13 protein-coding genes are annotated in these 17,304 nt (G+C 63.0%); 12 read left to right on the forward strand and 1 reads right to left on the reverse strand.

The features are described 5' to 3' along the window. Window positions 1-50 precede the first annotated feature (50 nt). Entirely contained in the window at window positions 51-1,385 is a 1,335-nt protein-coding gene (locus tag LJF27_RS09990) for a TRZ/ATZ family hydrolase (protein WP_016253162.1), read from the reverse strand. Window positions 1,386-1,494: 109 nt separating this feature from the next. On the opposite strand from LJF27_RS09990, the gene mtnA reads away from it, so the two are divergent. The 12 genes from mtnA (at window position 1,495) to wecB (ending at window position 17,283) form a co-directional block, all read left to right on the forward strand. Next, window positions 1,495-2,571, forward strand: a complete 1,077-nt coding sequence (mtnA, locus tag LJF27_RS09995; RefSeq protein WP_023117025.1) for an S-methyl-5-thioribose-1-phosphate isomerase — start codon at window positions 1,495-1,497, stop codon at window positions 2,569-2,571. A gap of 236 nt (window positions 2,572-2,807) precedes the next feature. Then, on the forward strand, window positions 2,808-5,579 hold the full coding sequence (gyrA, locus tag LJF27_RS10000) for a DNA gyrase subunit A (protein WP_003091448.1): 2,772 nt from the start codon (window positions 2,808-2,810) through the stop codon (window positions 5,577-5,579). An 87-nt stretch (window positions 5,580-5,666) separates the two neighbouring features. After that, on the forward strand, window positions 5,667-6,752 hold the full coding sequence (gene serC / locus LJF27_RS10005) for a 3-phosphoserine/phosphohydroxythreonine transaminase (RefSeq protein ID WP_003111764.1): 1,086 nt from the start codon (window positions 5,667-5,669) through the stop codon (window positions 6,750-6,752). Continuing rightward, entirely contained in the window at window positions 6,752-7,849 is a 1,098-nt protein-coding gene (gene pheA / locus LJF27_RS10010) for a prephenate dehydratase (protein WP_003091446.1), read from the forward strand. The genes serC and pheA overlap by 1 nt, the downstream gene beginning before the upstream one ends. A 68-nt stretch (window positions 7,850-7,917) precedes the next feature. Beyond that, a complete protein-coding gene (hisC, locus tag LJF27_RS10015) occupies window positions 7,918-9,027 on the forward strand; it encodes a histidinol-phosphate transaminase (RefSeq protein ID WP_023117024.1) in 1,110 nt (369 codons plus the stop codon). Then, entirely contained in the window at window positions 9,020-11,260 is a 2,241-nt protein-coding gene (locus LJF27_RS10020) for a bifunctional prephenate dehydrogenase/3-phosphoshikimate 1-carboxyvinyltransferase (protein WP_023117023.1), read from the forward strand. Before hisC ends, LJF27_RS10020 begins: the two co-directional genes overlap by 8 nt. Continuing rightward, window positions 11,260-11,949: a (d)CMP kinase gene (gene cmk / locus LJF27_RS10025; protein ID WP_003106707.1), complete on the forward strand. Its 690-nt coding sequence runs from the start codon at window positions 11,260-11,262 to the stop codon at window positions 11,947-11,949. The genes LJF27_RS10020 and cmk overlap by 1 nt, the downstream gene beginning before the upstream one ends. 267 nt (window positions 11,950-12,216) lie before the next feature. After that, entirely contained in the window at window positions 12,217-13,896 is a 1,680-nt protein-coding gene (gene rpsA, locus LJF27_RS10030) for a 30S ribosomal protein S1 (RefSeq protein WP_003091442.1), read from the forward strand. A gap of 136 nt (window positions 13,897-14,032) precedes the next feature. Then, the gene (ihfB, locus tag LJF27_RS10035; RefSeq protein WP_003091441.1) at window positions 14,033-14,317 is read left to right on the forward strand and encodes an integration host factor subunit beta; all 285 of its coding nucleotides are present in this window, start codon (window positions 14,033-14,035) and stop codon (window positions 14,315-14,317) included. Between the two features lie 33 nt (window positions 14,318-14,350). Further along, on the forward strand, window positions 14,351-14,653 hold the full coding sequence (locus tag LJF27_RS10040) for a lipopolysaccharide assembly protein LapA domain-containing protein (protein ID WP_003116421.1): 303 nt from the start codon (window positions 14,351-14,353) through the stop codon (window positions 14,651-14,653). A 284-nt stretch (window positions 14,654-14,937) separates the two neighbouring features. Then, the gene (locus tag LJF27_RS10045; RefSeq protein ID WP_003116422.1) at window positions 14,938-15,966 is read left to right on the forward strand and encodes an LPS O-antigen chain length determinant protein WzzB; all 1,029 of its coding nucleotides are present in this window, start codon (window positions 14,938-14,940) and stop codon (window positions 15,964-15,966) included. A 195-nt stretch (window positions 15,967-16,161) separates the two neighbouring features. Then, entirely contained in the window at window positions 16,162-17,283 is a 1,122-nt protein-coding gene (gene wecB, locus LJF27_RS10050) for a non-hydrolyzing UDP-N-acetylglucosamine 2-epimerase (protein ID WP_071534941.1), read from the forward strand. Window positions 17,284-17,304: the final 21 nt, after the last annotated feature.

Consider the following 17,304-nt stretch of genomic DNA (forward strand, 5'->3'; position numbering starts at 1 on the left):
CGGTTCGCCTTCCTATGTCAGTTTGTCGCAGCGGGCCGGCCCGCCGCGGTTCAGGACCTGTCGCTGGCGGCGATCTTCGCCCCCCATTCGCGGGCCCTGGCGATCAGACGCTGTTCGTCGTGACGGAGCAGGCGGCCGTCGTCGAGGAGTTGCCTGCCGCCGACCCAGACGTGCCGCACGCAGTCGCGGCCGCTGGCATAGATAAGTTGCGAAACCGGGTCGTAGACCGGTTGCTGGGCCAGGCCGGACAGATCGAAGGCCACCAGGTCGGCGGCCTTGCCGGTTTCCAGGGAGCCGATCAGGCGCTCCAGGCCAAGCGCGCGGGCGCCGTTCAGGGTGGCCATGCGCAGCGCGCGGTGGGCGTCGAGGGCGGTGGCCTGGCCGTACACGGCCTTGGCCAGCAGCGCCGCGGTGCGGGTCTCGCCGAGCAGGTCGAGGTCGTTGTTGCTCGCCGCGCCGTCGGTGCCGATGGCTACGTTGACCCCGGCCTGCCAGAGCTTTTCCACCGGGCAGAAGCCGCTGGCCAGCTTGAGGTTGGATTCCGGGCAGTGGATCACCGAACTGTTGGTTTCCACCAGCATCGCCAGGTCGTCGTCGTCCACCTGGGTCATGTGCACCGCCTGGAAGCGTGGGCCGAGCAGGCCGAGGCGGTGCAGGCGGGCCAGCGGGCGCTCGCCGTTGCGCTCCGTGGCCTGCTCCACCTCGAAGGCGGTCTCGTGGACGTGCATCTGGATGCTGGCGTCGAGTTCCTCGGTGAGCACCAGGATCTGCTCCAGCTTGTCGTCGCTCACCGTATAAGGGGCGTGCGGGCCGAAGGCGATGCGGATGCGCGGGTGGTGCTTGAGGTCGTCGAACAGCGCCATGCCCTGGCGGATCGCCTCGGCGCTGTCGCGGGCGCCGGGGATCGGGAAGTCCAGTACCGGGATCGCCACCTGGGCGCGTACCCCGCTGTCATGGACCACGCCGCAGATGGCCTGTGGATAGAAGTACATGTCGGAGAAACAGGTGATGCCGCCCTTTACCTGTTCGGCGATGGCCAGCTCCGTGCCGTCGCGGATGAAATCCTCGCTGACCCATTGGCCTTCGGCCGGCCAGATGTGGTCCTGCAGCCAGGTCATCAGCGGCAGGTCGTCGGCGAGACCGCGGAACAGACTCATCGCCGAATGGCCGTGGGCGTTGACCAGGCCGGGGGCGAGCAGCATGCCGGGCAATTCGCGGATTTCCGTGGCGCCATGGCGCATGGCCTGCTCGCGCGGCGCGACCAGGGCGATCTGGCCGTCGCGGATGCCCAGCGCGTGGTCGCGCAGCACCACCCCGGCGGGCTCCACGGGGACGATCCAGGTCGGCAGCAGGAGGAGGTCGAAGGGGTTACGGACGTTGGGCATGGCGGCGCATCCTGGGCGCAGAGCGGGAAGCCGGAAGTATACCCGAGCGTCCGCGGCTGGGGCTCGTTATAATCCGCAGCTTTTCCGTGATTCAGCGAGAGGTGTGTGCATGCGAGAGCGACTGCTGGCGGCCGAGCGGGTCAAGGCGATCGAGTGGCGGGACGGTACGCTGCGGTTGCTGGATCAGCGCCTGCTGCCCCAGGAGGAGGTCTGGCTCGAACATGAGTCGGCGGCCGAGGTGGCCAAGGCCATTCGCGATATGGTTGTGCGCGGCGCGCCGGCCATCGGCATCAGCGCCGCCTACGGCATCGTCCTTGGCGCCCGCGCGCGCCTGGCGCAGGGCGGCGACTGGCGCGCCGCGCTGGAGGAGGACTTCCGCCTGCTGGCCGACTCGCGACCCACGGCGGTCAACCTGTTCTGGGCGCTGAACCGCATGCGCGACCGTCTGGAGCGAATGAAAGAGGGCGACCAGCCGCTGGCGGTGCTGGAAGCCGAGGCGATCTCCATCCATGAAAGCGACCGCGAGGCCAACCTGACCATGGCCCAGTTGGGCATGGAGCTGATCCGCAAGCAGCAAGGCAGCCCGCAGAACATCCTCACCCACTGCAATACCGGCGCCCTGGCGACCGGCGGGTTCGGCACCGCGCTGGGGGTGATCCGCGCCGCGCACCTGGAAGGCCTGGTCAATCGCATCTACGCCGACGAAACCCGGCCCTGGCTCCAGGGCTCGCGACTGACCGCCTGGGAGCTGGCCAACGAAGGCATCCCGGTCAGCCTGAACGTGGATTCGGCCGCCGCGCACCTGATGAAGACCGAAAACATCACCTGGGTCATCGTCGGCGCCGACCGCATCACCGCCAATGGCGATGTCGCCAACAAGATCGGCACCTACCAGTTGGCAGTCAACGCCATGCACCACGGCGTGCGCTTCATGGTGGTGGCGCCGAGTTCGACCATCGACATGAACCTGGAGAGCGGCGAGGACATCCCGATCGAAGAGCGCGACGGTCGCGAACTGCTGGAAATCGGCGGGCGACGGGTGACGGCCGAGGTCGATGCCTACAATCCGGTATTCGACGTGACCCCGGCGGACCTTATCGATGCCATCGTGACCGAGCGTGGCGTCGTCGAGCGTCCCGACGCCGAGCGCATGGCCGCCCTGATGAGCCGCAAGCGCCTGCATTGAACGAGGCGACTGGAGGTCGTCCCCGCCAGGGCCTTTGCCTTGGGCTGGGGCGTGGGCTGTGGTAAGCTCCGACGGTTATTCGAGCGCCCCGCGGAGGGGCCTCGAGAGTGCGCGAATCCTTGACTCAAGTCGTTGATTTGTAGTGAGTTGGCGCTGCTCGGGCATGCGCCGACCTACTTCGTTTGCCTCAGGATCGAGGCGGCGAAGTTCCACCAGAAAAAGGAACCAGGCTTCTCATGGGCGAACTGGCCAAAGAAATTCTCCCGGTCAATATCGAAGACGAGCTGAAACAGTCCTATCTCGACTACGCGATGAGCGTGATCGTCGGGCGGGCCCTGCCGGATGCACGTGACGGCCTGAAGCCGGTGCACCGCCGTGTGCTTTATGCCATGAGCGAGCTGGGCAACGACTGGAACAAGCCCTACAAGAAATCCGCCCGTGTGGTCGGCGACGTGATCGGTAAGTACCACCCGCACGGCGACACCGCGGTCTACGACACCATCGTGCGCATGGCGCAGCCGTTCTCGCTGCGCTACATGCTGGTAGACGGCCAGGGCAACTTCGGTTCGGTGGACGGCGACAACGCCGCAGCCATGCGATACACCGAAGTGCGCATGGCCAAGCTGGCCCATGAACTGCTGGCGGACCTGGAAAAGGAAACCGTCGACTGGGTGCCCAACTACGATGGCACCGAGCAGATCCCGGCGGTCATGCCGACCAAGATTCCCAACCTGCTGGTCAACGGTTCCAGCGGTATCGCCGTGGGCATGGCGACCAACATCCCGCCGCACAACCTCGGCGAAGTGATCGACGGCTGCCTGGCGCTGATGGACAACCCCGACCTGACCGTCGATGAGCTGATGCAGTACATCCCCGGTCCGGACTTCCCCACCGCCGGCATCATCAACGGCCGCGCCGGGATCATCGAGGCCTACCGCACCGGTCGCGGGCGCATCTACATCCGTGCCCGCGCCGTCGTCGAGGAGATGGAGAAGGGCGGCGGTCGCGAGCAGATCATCATCACCGAGCTGCCGTACCAGTTGAACAAGGCGCGGTTGATCGAGAAGATCGCCGAGCTGGTGAAAGAGAAGAAGATCGAGGGTATTTCCGAGCTGCGCGACGAGTCCGACAAGGACGGCATGCGCGTGGTCATCGAGCTGCGTCGCGGCGAGGTGGGCGAGGTGGTCCTCAACAACCTCTATGCCCAGACCCAGCTGCAGAGCGTGTTCGGCATCAACGTGGTGGCCCTGGTCGACGGCCAGCCGCGCACGCTGAACCTGAAGGACATGCTCGAGGTGTTCGTCCGCCACCGCCGCGAAGTGGTGACCCGGCGTACCGTCTACGAGCTGCGCAAGGCCCGCGAGCGCGGGCACATCCTGGAAGGCCAGGCGGTCGCCCTGTCGAACATCGACCCGGTGATCGAGCTGATCAAGAGTTCGCCGACCCCGGCCGAGGCCAAGGAACGCCTGATCGCCACTGCCTGGGAGTCCAGCGCGGTGGAAGCGATGGTCGAGCGTGCCGGCGCCGACGCCTGTCGTCCGGAAGACCTGGATCCGCAGTACGGCCTGCGCGACGGCAAGTACTACCTGTCGCCGGAGCAGGCCCAGGCGATCCTCGAGCTGCGCCTGCATCGCCTGACCGGCCTGGAGCACGAGAAGCTGCTCTCCGAATACCAGGAAATCCTCAACCTGATCGGCGAGCTGATCCGCATCCTGACCAACCCGGCGCGCCTGATGGAGGTGATCCGTGAGGAGCTGGAAGCGGTCAAGGCCGAATTCGGCGATGCTCGCCGCACCGAGATCGTGGCTTCCCAGGTCGACCTGACCATCGCCGACCTGATCACCGAGGAAGACCGCGTGGTGACCATCTCCCACGGCGGCTACGCCAAGTCCCAGCCGCTGGCCGCCTACCAGGCGCAGCGTCGCGGCGGCAAAGGCAAGTCCGCCACCGGGATGAAGGACGAGGACTACATCGAACACCTGCTGGTGGCCAACAGCCATGCGACCCTCCTGCTGTTCTCCAGCAAGGGCAAGGTCTACTGGCTGCGTACCTTCGAGATTCCGGAAGCCTCGCGTACCGCGCGTGGCCGGCCGCTGGTGAACCTGCTGCCGCTGGACGAGGGCGAGCGGATCACCGCGATGTTGCAGATCGACCTGGAGGCGCTGCAGCAGAACGGCGGCGCCGATGACGACCTCGACGAAGCCGAAGGCGCGGTGCTCGAGGGCGAGGTGGTCGAGGCCGCCGAGGTCGAGGAAGTCGAGGGCGAGACCGCCGAGCTGGTGGCCGAGCCGACCGGCGCCTACATCTTCATGGCCACCGCCTTCGGTACCGTGAAGAAGACCCCGCTGGTGCAGTTCAGCCGTCCGCGCAGCAGCGGCCTGATCGCGCTCAAGCTGGAAGAGGGCGACACCCTGATCGCCGCCGCGATCACCGATGGCGCCAAGGAAGTCATGCTGTTCTCCAGCGCCGGCAAGGTGATCCGCTTCGCCGAGAGCGTGGTGCGCATCATGGGCCGCAACGCCCGCGGCGTACGTGGCATGCGCCTGGGCAAGGGGCAGCAGCTGATCTCCATGCTGATTCCGGAGTCCGGGGCGCAGATCCTCACCGCCTCCGAGCGCGGCTTCGGCAAGCGTACCCCGCTGAGCAAGTTCCCGCGTCGCGGCCGCGGCGGCCAGGGGGTGATCGCCATGGTCACCAACGAGCGCAACGGCGCGCTGATCGCCGCGGTACAGGTCCAGGAAGGCGAGGAGATCATGCTGATTTCCGACCAGGGCACCCTGGTGCGGACGCGTGTCGACGAAGTCTCCCTGTCCGGCCGCAATACCCAGGGCGTAACCCTGATCAAGCTCGCCAGCGACGAGGTACTGGTCGGTCTGGAGCGTGTCCAGGAGCCGTCGGGCGGAGATGACGAGGACCTGCCCGAGGGCGAGGAAGCTGCCGAATCTCTGGGCGAGTCGGCCGAGTCCGAGTCCGAGCCCGCGGCGGAAGCGGAAGGCAACGAAGAGTAAGGCTCGGGGCGGGCGCCTGCGCCCGCCCGGCCGATGACCTCGGCGGATAACTCACGGCTATCCGCCCTACCTATAGCGAGAGTGGATGTGAGCAAGCGAGCCTTCAATTTCTGCGCCGGTCCCGCGGCGCTTCCCGACGCAGTTCTGCAACGTGCCCAGGCCGAGCTTCTCGACTGGCGGGGCAAGGGCCTTTCGGTCATGGAAATGAGCCACCGTAGTGATGACTACGTGGCCATCGCCAGCAAGGCCGAGCAGGACCTGCGCGACCTGCTCGACATTCCCTCGGACTACAAGGTGCTGTTCCTGCAGGGCGGCGCCAGCCAGCAGTTCGCCGAGATCCCGCTGAACCTGCTGCCCGAAGATGGCGTCGCCGACTATATCGATACCGGTATCTGGTCGAAGAAGGCCATCGAGGAGGCTCGTCGCTATGGCACCGTGAATGTCGCGGCCAGCGCCAAGGAGTACGACTACTTCGCCATTCCGGGTCAGAACGAGTGGACGCTGACCAAGGACGCGGCCTATGTGCACTACGCCTCCAACGAGACCATCGGCGGCCTCGAGTTCGACTGGATTCCCGAGACCGGCGACGTGCCGCTGGTCACCGACATGTCCTCCGACATCCTCTCGCGCCCGCTCGACGTGTCCCGCTTCGGCCTGATCTATGCCGGGGCGCAGAAGAACATCGGCCCGTCCGGCCTGGTGGTGGTGATCGTTCGCGAAGACCTGCTCGGCCGCGCCCGCAGCGTCTGTCCGACCATGCTCAACTACAAGATCGCCGCGGACAACGGTTCCATGTACAACACCCCGGCGACTTACTCCTGGTACCTGTCCGGCCTGGTCTTCGAATGGCTGAAGGAGCAGGGCGGGGTGACCGCGATGGAGCAGCGCAACCGCGCCAAGAAGGACCTGCTGTACAAGACCATCGATGCCAGCGACTTCTACACCAACCCGATCCAGCCGAGCGCCCGCTCCTGGATGAACGTGCCGTTCCGCCTGGCCGACGAGCGTCTCGACAAGCCGTTCCTGGAAGGCGCCGAGGCGCGCGGGCTGCTCAACCTGAAAGGCCACCGCTCGGTCGGCGGCATGCGCGCTTCCATCTACAACGCCCTTGGCCTGGACGCGGTCGAGGCGCTGGTCGCATACATGGCGGAGTTCGAGAAGGAGCACGGCTGATGGCGGACCAGGACCAGCTCAAGGCCTTGCGCCTGCGCATCGACAGCCTCGACGAGAAGTTGCTCGAGCTGATCAGCGAGCGTGCCCGTTGCGCCCAGGACGTGGCGCGAGTCAAGACCCAGACCCTGGGCGAGGGCGAGGCGCCGGTGTTCTACCGTCCCGAGCGCGAAGCCTGGGTGCTCAAGCACATCATGCAATTGAACAAGGGGCCGCTGGACAACGAAGAGGTCGCGCGGCTGTTCCGCGAGATCATGTCGTCCTGCCTGGCGCTTGAGCAGCCGCTGAAAGTGGCCTATCTCGGACCCGAGGGCACCTTTACCCAGGCCGCGGCACTAAAGCATTTCGGCAACGCGGTGATCAGCACGCCGATGGCGGCGATCGACGAGGTGTTCCGCGAGGTCGCCGCCGGCGCGGTGAACTTCGGCGTGGTGCCTGTGGAAAACTCCACCGAGGGGGCGGTCAACCATACCCTCGACAGCTTCCTCGAGCACGACATGGTGATCTGCGGCGAAGTCGAGTTGCGTATCCACCATCACCTGCTGGTCGGCGAAACCACCAAGACCGACAACATCACCCGGATCTATTCCCATGCCCAATCCCTCGCGCAATGTCGCAAGTGGCTGGACTCGCACTACCCGAGCGTCGAGCGGGTGGCGGTGTCGAGCAACGCCGACGCGGCCAAGCGGGTGAAGAGCGAGTGGAATTCGGCGGCGATCGCCGGCGACATGGCGGCCAGCCTGTACGACCTGAGCAAGCTGCACGAGAAGATCGAGGACCGCCCGGACAACTCCACGCGCTTCCTGATCATCGGCAACCAGGAAGTGCCGCCGACCGGCGACGACAAGACCTCGATCATCGTTTCCATGCGCAACAAGCCGGGGGCCCTGCACGAGCTGCTGGTACCGTTCCACAACAATGGTATCGACCTGACCCGCATCGAAACCCGCCCGTCGCGCAGCGGCAAATGGACCTACGTGTTCTTCATCGATTTCGTCGGCCACCATAAAGAACCGCTGATCAAGGACGTCCTGGAGAAGATCGGCCAGGAAGCCGTCGCCCTGAAGGTCCTGGGCTCCTATCCGAAAGCGGTGCTCTGAGCGCGCTGTCATTCCGAAGAGACGGGTCATCGATGAATGCCCCGTCCCGCGTCGAGGCTGAACTATCCATGTCCGATTTCCTTGCCCTGGCCCAGCCGGGGGTGCAAAAGCTGTCGCCCTACGTCCCTGGCAAGCCGGTGGACGAACTGGCCCGCGAGCTGGGCATCGACCCTGCGGCGATCGTCAAGCTCGCCAGCAACGAGAACCCGCTGGGTGCGAGCCCAAAGGCGCTGGAGGCTATCCGCGCCGAACTGGCGGAACTGACCCGTTATCCTGACGGCAACGGTTTCGAACTCAAGCGCAAGCTGGCCGAGCGTTGCGCGGTGGATGCGGCGCAGGTGACCCTGGGCAACGGCTCCAACGACATTCTCGACCTGGTCGCCCGTGCCTACCTCGCGCCTGGTCTGAACGCCGTGTTCAGCGAACATGCCTTCGCCGTCTACCCGATCGCCACCCAGGCCGTGGGCGCCGAGGGGTGGGCGGTCAAGGCGCGCGCCTGGGGGCATGACCTGGAAGCGATGCTCGCCGCCATCGATGGGCAAACTCGCGTGGTGTTCGTCGCCAACCCGAACAACCCGACCGGGACCTGGTTCGGTGCGGACGCCCTGGAGCGGTTCCTCGCCCAGGTGCCGGCGGAGGTGCTGGTGGTGCTGGACGAGGCCTATATCGAATACGCCGAGGGCGATGAGCTGCCCGATGGCCTGGACTACCTGGCGCGGCACCCCAACCTGCTGGTCTCGCGGACCTTCTCCAAGGCCTATGGCCTGGCTTCGCTGCGGGTCGGCTACGCGCTTTCGAGCAAGGCGGTGGCCGATGTGCTCAACCGCGTGCGCCAGCCGTTCAATGTCAATAGCCTGGCCCTGGCGGCTGCCTGCGCGGCGCTGGACGACCATGACTACCTGGCGCAGAGTCGCCGCCTAAACGATTCCGGCATGGCGCAGCTGGAGGATGGCTTCCACGCGTTGGGCCTGTCCTGGATTCCCTCGAAGGGCAACTTCATCGCCGTGGATCTGGCTCGCGATGCCGGTCCGGTCTACCAGGCGCTGCTGCGCGAAGGTGTGATCGTGCGTCCGGTGGCTGGCTACGGGATGCCGACCTTCCTGCGCGTCTCCATCGGGCTACCGGAAGAGAACGATCGTTTCCTCCAGGCGCTGGGCAAGGTGCTGGCGCATGACTGAGGTCACGCCGCTGCAACAGTCGACCCCTAAGCTGGGCCGCCTGGTGGTGGTGGGGCTGGGCCTGATCGGCGGCTCTTTCGCCAAGGGGTTGCGGAGCAAAGGGTTGTTCCGGGAAGTGGTCGGCGTGGATCGGGATGCCGAGTCTTGCCGCCTGGCGGTGGAGCTCGGCGTGGTCGACCGTTGCGAGGAGGATCTTGGCCGCGCCTGCGTCGGCGCCGACGTGATCCAGCTGGCGGTGCCGATCCTGGCGATGGAGCGGGTGCTGGCCGACCTGGCGAAGCTCGACCTGGGCAAGGCTGTATTGACCGACGTTGGCAGCGCCAAGGGCAATATCGTGCGTGCCGCGCGTGTCGCGTTCGGCGGGATGCTGCGGTACCTGGTACCGGGGCATCCGATCGCAGGTTCCGAGCAGAGCGGAGTGACCGCGGCGAAGGCGACCCTGTTCCGCCGGCACAAGGTGATTCTCACGCCCTCCGCGGAGACCGATGCCGACGCGCTGGCGCTGGTCGACAGCCTGTGGCGCGCGCTGGGCGCGGACGTCGAGCACATGGAGGTCGAGCATCACGACGAGGTTCTGGCGGCCACCAGCCACTTGCCTCACCTGCTGGCCTTCACCCTGGTCGACTCCCTGGCCAAGCGCAGCGAGAACCTGGAGATCTTCCGCTATGCCGCCGGCGGTTTCCGTGATTTCACGCGAATCGCCGGCAGCGACCCGGTGATGTGGCACGACATCTTTCTCGCCAATCGCGAGGCGGTGCTGCGTACACTGGATGTTTTTCGTGACGACCTCGACGCGCTGCGCGAGGCCGTCGACACTGGGGACGGGCACCAGTTGTTGGGCGTTTTCACGCGCGCCCGGGTAGCCCGTGAGCATTTCAGCAAAATCCTGGCCCGTCGGGCCTATGTGGACGCCATGCACAACAACGACCTGATTTATCTGGCCCAGCCGGGCGGCAGCCTGTCCGGAACCATCCGGGTACCGGGCGACAAGTCGATTTCCCATCGCTCGATCATGCTCGGCTCCCTGGCCGAAGGCACCACCGAAGTGGAGGGCTTCCTCGAGGGCGAGGACGCACTGGCAACCATCCAGGCGTTCCGCGACATGGGAGTGGTGATCGAGGGGCCGCAGAACGGCCGCGTCACCGTCCATGGCGTTGGCCTGCACGGCCTCAAGGCGCCGCCTGGGCCGATCTACCTGGGTAACTCCGGTACTTCCATGCGTCTGCTCAGCGGTCTGCTGGCGGCCCAGCCGTTCGACAGCACCCTGACCGGCGACGCTTCCCTTTCCAAGCGGCCGATGAATCGCGTAGCCAAGCCGCTGCGCGAGATGGGCGCGGTAATCGAGACGGGGCCGGAAGGCCGTCCGCCGATGACCATTCGCGGCGGCCAGCGCCTCACCGGTATGCATTACGACATGCCGATGGCCAGCGCCCAGGTGAAGTCCTGCCTGTTGCTCGCCGGGCTCTACGCCGCGGGTGAGACCTCGGTCACCGAGCCGGCGCCGACCCGCGACCACACCGAGCGCATGCTGCGCGGCTTCGGCTATCCGGTGGTGGTCGAGGGCAGCACCGCCAAGGTCGAATCCGGGCACAAGTTGAGCGCCACCCATATCGAGGTCCCGGCCGACATATCCTCGGCAGCCTTCTTCCTGGTTGCCGCCAGTATCGCCGAGGGTTCGGAACTGGTCCTGCAGCACGTCGGCATCAACCCGACGCGCGTCGGCGTCATCGAGATCCTGCGCCTGATGGGTGGTGACCTGAGCCTGGAAAACCAGCGCGAGGTCGGCGGCGAGCCGGTCGCCGACATCCGCGTGCGCTCCGCGCGGCTCAAGGGCATCGACATTCCCGAGGACCTGGTGCCACTGGCCATCGACGAGTTCCCGGTACTCTTCGTGGCTGCCGCCTGCGCCGAGGGGCGCACCGTCCTGCGTGGCGCCGAAGAGCTGCGGGTCAAGGAGTCGGACCGTATCCAGGTCATGGCCGACGGCCTGAAGGCCCTGGGCGTGAAGGCCGAGCCGACCCCGGATGGCATCGTCATCGAGGGTGGTGCGTTCGGTGGCGGCGAAGTCTGGGCGCACGGCGACCACCGTATCGCCATGTCCTTCAGCGTCGCTTCGCTGCGTGCCAGCGGGCCGATCCGCATCCACGACTGCGCCAACGTCGCCACCTCCTTCCCCAACTTCCTCGCCCTGTGTGCCCAGACCGGTATCCGGGTCGCCGTGGAGAACAATTGATGAACGGCGCTGTACCGATGCTCGCCATCGATGGCCCCAGTGGCGCCGGCAAGGGCACGGTCGCCGGGCTGCTCGCCCGGCGCCTGGGCTGGAACCTGCTGGATTCCGGGGCGCTTTATCGGCTGTTGGCGTTCGCCGCGGTCAACCATGGTGTCGACCTGACCAATGAAGAGGCGCTGAAGGTCCTGGCTGCGCACCTCGATGTGCAGTTCGTCGCCGCCGATGGCAGCCATGGGCAGCGCATCATTCTCGAAGGCGAGGAAGTGACCGATGTGATCCGTACCGAGCAGGTCGGTGCCGGCGCTTCCCAGGTCGCGGCGCTGCCGGCCGTGCGCGATGCGCTGCTGCAGCGCCAGCGGGCGTTTCGCGAGGCTCCGGGACTGGTGGCCGACGGCCGCGACATGGGCACCGTGGTATTTCCCGATGCGCCTCTGAAGATCTTCCTCACCGCCTCGGCGGAGGAGCGTGCGCGTCGACGCTACCTGCAGTTGAAGGCGAAGGGCGCGGATGTCGACCAGTCTGCCTTGCTGGAAGAAATCCGCGAGCGCGACGAGCGCGACAGCCAGCGCGCGGTCGCGCCGCTGAAACCGGCCGATGACGCGATCCTGCTGGACTCCACCGAAATGAGCATCGAGGCGGTGGTCGAGACGATCATCCGGCACTGCGAGCGGCAGGGCTGGGACGTCTGAGGTTTCGGCGCGGGAATTGACGATATAGGGCCTGGTTGCTAATATTCCAGACCTTATGTTGTGGCGTTTTGCAGGTGTGGCGAGGGTTGCCTCCCGACTTGCCTGGCGCCATCGCAGAACAACCCAACTGGGCATTCCCATTCGGGAGTGCAATCAGAAGCTAGCAGGAAACCAGCAAATTGTCCTGCGGCTTCATTTAATGACTTGACCGCATTGGCTGGTGATGCGGAATCGGGCCCTTCCGGGCCTTTGACTACAGGTATGAACATGAGCGAAAGCTTCGCAGAACTCTTTGAAGAAAGTCTGAAATCCCTCGACATGCAGCCGGGTGCCATCATCACCGGCATCGTGGTCGACATCGATGGTGACTGGGTCACCGTCCATGCCGGTCTGAAATCCGAGGGCGTCATCCCGGTCGAGCAGTTCTACAACGAACAGGGCGAGCTGACCATCAAGGTGGGTGACGAAGTCCACGTCGCACTGGACGCGGTAGAAGACGGCTTTGGCGAGACCAAGCTGTCCCGCGAGAAAGCCAAGCGCGCCGAGAGCTGGATTGTTCTGGAAGCGGCTTTCGCTGCCGACGAAGTGGTCAAGGGCGTCATCAACGGCAAGGTCAAGGGCGGTTTCACCGTCGACGTCAACGGCATCCGCGCGTTCCTGCCGGGTTCGCTGGTCGACGTTCGTCCGGTTCGCGACACCACCCACCTGGAAGGCAAAGAGCTCGAGTTCAAGGTCATCAAGCTCGACCAGAAGCGCAACAACGTTGTCGTTTCCCGCCGCAGCGTCCTGGAAGCCGAGAACAGCGCCGAGCGTGAAGCTCTGCTGGAATCGCTGCAGGAAGGCCAGCAGGTCAAAGGTATCGTCAAGAACCTCACCGACTACGGCGCATTCGTGGACCTGGGCGGCGTAGACGGCCTGCTGCACATCACCGACATGGCCTGGAAGCGCATCAAGCATCCGTCCGAGATCGTCAACGTTGGCGACGAGATCGACGTCAAGGTCCTGAAGTTCGACCGCGAGCGCAACCGTGTATCCCTGGGCCTGAAGCAACTGGGCGAAGACCCGTGGGTTGCCATCAAGGCGCGTTACCCGGAAGGTACCCGCGTCATGGCCCGCGTCACCAACCTCACCGACTACGGCTGCTTCGCCGAGCTGGAAGAGGGCGTGGAAGGCCTGGTACACGTCTCCGAAATGGACTGGACCAACAAGAACATCCATCCGTCGAAAGTCGTCCAGGTTGGCGATGAAGTGGAAGTTCAGGTTCTGGACATCGACGAAGAGCGTCGTCGTATCTCCCTGGGTATCAAGCAGTGCAAATCCAACCCGTGGGAAGACTTCTCCAGCCAGTTCAACAAGGGTGACCGTATCTCCGGTACCATCAAGTCGATCACCGACTTCGGTATCTTCATCGGTCTGGACGGCGGCATCGACGGCCTGGTCCACCTGTCCGACATCTCCTGGAACGAAGTCGGCGAAGAAGCCGTACGTCGCTTCAAGAAGGGCGACGAGCTGGAAACCGTCATCCTGTCGGTCGACCCGGAGCGCGAGCGCATCTCCCTGGGTATCAAGCAGCTGGAAGACGATCCGTTCTCCAACTACGCGTCCCTGCACGAGAAAGGCAGCATCGTCCGCGGTACCGTGAAGGAAGTCGACGCCAAGGGCGCTGTCATCAGCCTGGGCGACGACATCGAAGGTATCCTGAAGGCTTCCGAAATCAGCCGTGACCGCGTCGAAGACGCGCGCAACGTCCTGAAGGAAGGCGAGGAAGTCGAAGCCAAGATCATCAGCATCGACCGCAAGAGCCGCGTCATCAGCCTCTCCGTCAAGTCCAAGGACGTCGACGACGAGAAGGACGCAATGAAAGAACTGCGTAAGCAGGAAGTAGAAAGCGCTGGTCCGACCACCATCGGTGATCTGATCCGTGCTCAGATGGAGAATCAGGGCTAAGTCTCTGATCCATCATGAAAAAGGGCGGCCTAGGCCGCCCTTTTTCGTTTTCCCCTTCTTGGACCTGTTCAAAGACTGATCAGCATGCTAAAAGAGACCTGAGCTGATCTAGCCGCTTGAAAAAGAAGGGAAAACCATGACCAAGTCGGAGTTGATCGAACGGATCGTTACCCATCAGGGGCAACTGTCCGCGAAGGATGTCGAGTTGGCAATCAAGACCATGCTGGAGCAAATGTCCCAGGCCCTGGCGACCGGGGACCGGATCGAGATCCGTGGCTTCGGCAGCTTTTCCTTGCACTACCGCGCCCCGCGCGTCGGTCGCAACCCCAAGACCGGGGAGTCGGTACGCCTCGACGGCAAGTTCGTGCCGCACTTCAAGCCGGGCAAGGAGTTGCGGGATCGGGTCAACGAGCCGGAGTGATATCGGTTCGATCAGCGTTATAGAGGGATTTCCATGCAATGGTTCAGGCGATCTGCCGCTGTAGCGGTTCTACTGGTGGTATCTATCGCAGTCGTGGTTTTCGTGCTGGAAAACCAAGGAGTGGTCCAGTTGGCCTTCCTTGGAGTCCAGTTTCCTCAATGGCCTCTGGCCGTCTATATCATCATTGCCTTCATCCTTGGTGGGTTGCTGGGACTGGCTGCCCAGCTACCGTTCCTGACCATATCGCGTGTGCGAGCCAGTAGCTTGCGCGCCGAGCTTGTACAAGCTCGTAAAGAGGTCGACACCTTGCGCGCGGAACCTTCGAAAGTTTCCTGAAACTGATATTTCTGCTTGGCTTGAAACGCGCATTTCAGCGGTAGGCGCCGGAGAGAAGGCAACTAATTGTGGGGCGTCCTGTCTACTCAGATTCTTCATTCTATGATGAAGGACCTGCATGCCAGCACCCGATGGCCATGGAGCGCGACCCCAGCTTGTAATCTCCGAGCATGCTGTCAGAATGCGATCCATTTGCCAGGCGGGTTTCAGGGCTTTTAGTGGCTTACCACAAAACAGTGAAGAGTATAGGTTGAACTGTGACAGACGGCATTGACTCGCGACAGATGTCCAAGCGTAACGAAATCGACTTTATCGAGCTCATTCAAGGGCTTTGGGCACAGAAATGGCTCGTCCTTTCCCTGACCTTTCTAGGTGCGGTTCTGGCGGGGAGCTATGCATTTCTAAGCAAGCCTGTATACGAGGCTCGGGTTGCCGTTTTGCCGCCATCCCTTAGCGATGTTGCGGGGTTCAACATCGCGCGCAGTCGAGACAGCGGTCTTCCACCTTTTACCGTTAGCCAGGTTTACTCGGTGTTCACCCGAAATCTACAGTCCGAGGGAACGCGACGGCAGTTTTTTCGCGAGGTATATCTGCCCTCCCTTGAAGAGCGAGTGGGCTCGGTGGATGGGCTGTACAGGGCGTTTTCCGACGATGTGAGCGTGAATCAGCCGACCAAGGAGCTACCGGAGCGGTACACCGTTGTGTTTGACCGACACGATCCTGAACAAGCTGCAAAATGGGCGAAACAATACATCGAACTGGCCGCCCAGCGTTCGATGGATGAAATGCGCGGCAATGCCCAGCGCGAGCTCGAGGTGAAGAGTCGCAACATCCAGCAGCAGATCGACACTCTACGGCAGGTGGTCAAGGAGCGACGCACTGACCGCATCGTTCGTCTGAAAGAAGCTTTGCAGGTTGCCGAAGCTGTTGGTGTAGAAAAGCCGCCACTCATTGGTTCGCAGATCGATCAGCAATTGTCGGCCATCATGGAAGGCAGCCTCATGTATATGAGGGGGTCGAGAGCTCTTAGGGCCGAGATAGAAGCTTTGGAGGCTCGTACATCGGACGATCCATTCATTCCTGCGCTGCGTGGTCTGCAGGAGCAACTCGCTCTGTATGAAAGCAAACAACTGAGTTTTGATAGAGTTGCGGTCTTCCGGCAGGACGGAAGCGTAGAAACCCCCGATGACCCCATAAAACCGAGAAAGGTTCTCATTCTGGCCTTAGGTATTCTGGCTGGTGGTGTACTGGGTGTATTGGCCGCCTTGCTCCGTCTCCTGTTTCGTGAGAAGCGACTCGATATAACGGGCTAAGGGTATTCCCGGTAGGGTAAACAAAAGGACTTGATATGCAGAAGTGAGTGGGTTTCCAGGCACGGTCTTCTCGTTGAAGAAGACCGTGCGTTGTTCTTTCTTTTCGCGGATATCAATCAGATCCCCGGCTTATAGCTGTTTCAGGAGGGGCGCTGTTCGCGAATGGCGTTATAGATATTTTCGAGTGGGGCGGTAATGCGGAAGAAGACTCTTTGTGTGTTTGGCACTCGGCCGGAAGCTATTAAGATGGCCCCAGTCACTCTGGCATTGGCTGGCGATGACCGTTTCGAGGCGCGGGTGTGCGTTACCGGGCAACATCGCGAGATGCTTGATCAGGTCCTAAATCTCTTCAAGATCGTCCCTGACTTCGATCTCAATATTATGCGTACAGGTCAGGATCTGACTGATATCACTGTCGCCATTCTGCAAGGAATGAAAGAGGTTTTCGCCCAGTTCAAACCCGATATTATCCTTGTCCACGGCGATACAGCCACCACATTGGCTGCTAGCCTTGCGGCCTATTACCATCAAATTCCTGTTGCCCATGTCGAAGCAGGTTTACGGACAGGGAACATGTATTCGCCCTGGCCAGAGGAAGGTAATCGCAAATTAACCGGAGCCCTGGCCTGTCTCCATTTCGCTCCCACCGAGACCTCCAAAGACAATCTGCTCAGGGAAGGGATAGCGGCCGAACAGATCGTTGTGACAGGAAATACCGTTATCGATGCATTGCTGAGTGTTGTCCAGCGATTAAGACACGATGTGGTGCTTGCTCGCCAAGCGGCGGCTCCGACCGAGTTTCTCGATTCCTCCCGCAAGTTCGTCCTCGTCACCGGTCATCGCCGCGAAAGCTTCGGAGGAGGTTTCGAGAGAATCTGCCGGGCCTTGGCCGAGGTCGCCAGAAATCACCCGGAGATCGATATCGTCTATCCGGTTCACCTGAATCCGAACGTACGGGAACCAGTAAATCGGCTTCTCTCCGGTGTCGAGAATATTCATCTAATAGAGCCTTTGGACTATCTGCCTTTCATCCACTTGATGAGCCGTGCCCATATCATCCTCACCGATTCCGGTGGAATTCAGGAAGAAGCTCCCTCGTTGGGTAAGCCCGTTCTGGTTATGCGTGAGACGACTGAGCGACCCGAGGCGGTTGCCGCAGGGACCGTCAAGCTAGTCGGAACGGAAGTCAAGAATATTGTGAATGAACTAGAACGTCTACTGACGGACGAGTCCGCTTATCTGCAAATGAGTTTTGCCCATAATCCATACGGTGATGGAGAGGCATGCCAGCGTATTGTTCAGGCTTTGTTGGTTTAAGTCTAAGTATTATTTTGGAAA

Origin of the sequence: Pseudomonas sp. 203-8, assembly GCF_020708595.1 — a bacterium.
In the GTDB taxonomy this organism is placed as follows: domain Bacteria; phylum Pseudomonadota; class Gammaproteobacteria; order Pseudomonadales; family Pseudomonadaceae; genus Pseudomonas; species Pseudomonas aeruginosa.